The organism is Treponema sp. R6D11, assembly GCF_054786075.1.
This window is the reverse complement of record NZ_BDHD01000429.1, coordinates 1-940: the sequence shown is the minus strand read 5'-3', so window position 1 is coordinate 940 and position 940 is coordinate 1. Positions and strand designations below refer to the sequence as shown.

Below are 940 nucleotides of genomic sequence, written 5' to 3'. Positions count from 1 at the left end.
CGGAACTGGCCCAGCGGCGGCAGGTTCTCCATGGAGCAGCTCACCGTGCAGGCCTGGCAGCCTATGCAGCGGCGCAGGTCCACCAGCATGCCGTAGCGCCTGCCGGCCTCGCCGGGACGGCGCGGCGGCTGGAAACCCGGGGTGCCGGGCGCGGCCGCCGCCACGGGCAGGGCCACGGCCGCCATGGCGGCAGCCAGCAGGTCCTGCAGGAAGCCGCGCTTGCCGGCGGCGGGCTGCGCATGGGCGGCGGTGCGGGCGGGGATGTCCTGGGAGGAGGGCTTGCAGCTGCAGTCGTTGCAGCCGCTGCCGGCGCGGGATGTTTTTGGCATGGCCTGTCTTTCATCGTCCTGCGGCCACGGAGGGTGGTCGCTCAAACCCAATAAAGCATTAAAAATATGCTTTTTATATTGAATTTAATATATGAAATTCAGGGCCTTGGCGGCTTGATGTGAGTCAAGCAATGGGCTTGCAAAGCGCCACCGACTGCCTGCCATGGACAGGCGCCCAAGGCAGTCCATAGCGTGTGGCGCAGGGATTAAGACGGGGTTAACAGGGTGACTGCATTCCTCGGGAATGCGGGGCGCGTATCGGAAATCACCCTCTTGTTTCCGTGCGCGGCCCCGGTCTACGCTGCTTGTGTCGCCACTGCCAAGGAGTTCTCCATGAACCATGCCCTGAACAGCCTTGCTTCGGAACTGGACCTTGCCGCCGAAGCCGGCGAGCACCTGAGGCTGCAATTCACGCAGGCCTGCGTGGACCGCATCGCGCACCTGCTGGAAGACCCGGACGTCATCCGCTGCGCACAAGGCCTTCGCCGCTACCTGGACGGCCAGATCGACAGGCAGGAACTGGACCGCCTGGCCCGCGAGGCGGCCAGCCTGGCCAACCACCACCAGGGATCACGCTCCCTCGACGGCTGCGGCCATGCCGCCGTGTCCGC

Annotated in this window: 1 protein-coding gene and 1 pseudogene; one reads left to right on the top strand and one right to left on the bottom strand. The window is 65.9% G+C overall.

The genetic code is table 11. The features are described from left to right. Positions 1 to 329 (bottom strand): annotated as a pseudogene (locus tag ACYVTD_RS13710) (hypothetical protein); the annotation flags it as partial. A gap of 333 nt (positions 330 to 662) precedes the next feature. Between ACYVTD_RS13710 and ACYVTD_RS13705 the strand changes: the two are divergent. After that, on the top strand, positions 663 to 940 hold a 278-nt coding region (locus ACYVTD_RS13705), incomplete at its 3' end, for a hypothetical protein (protein WP_461248289.1).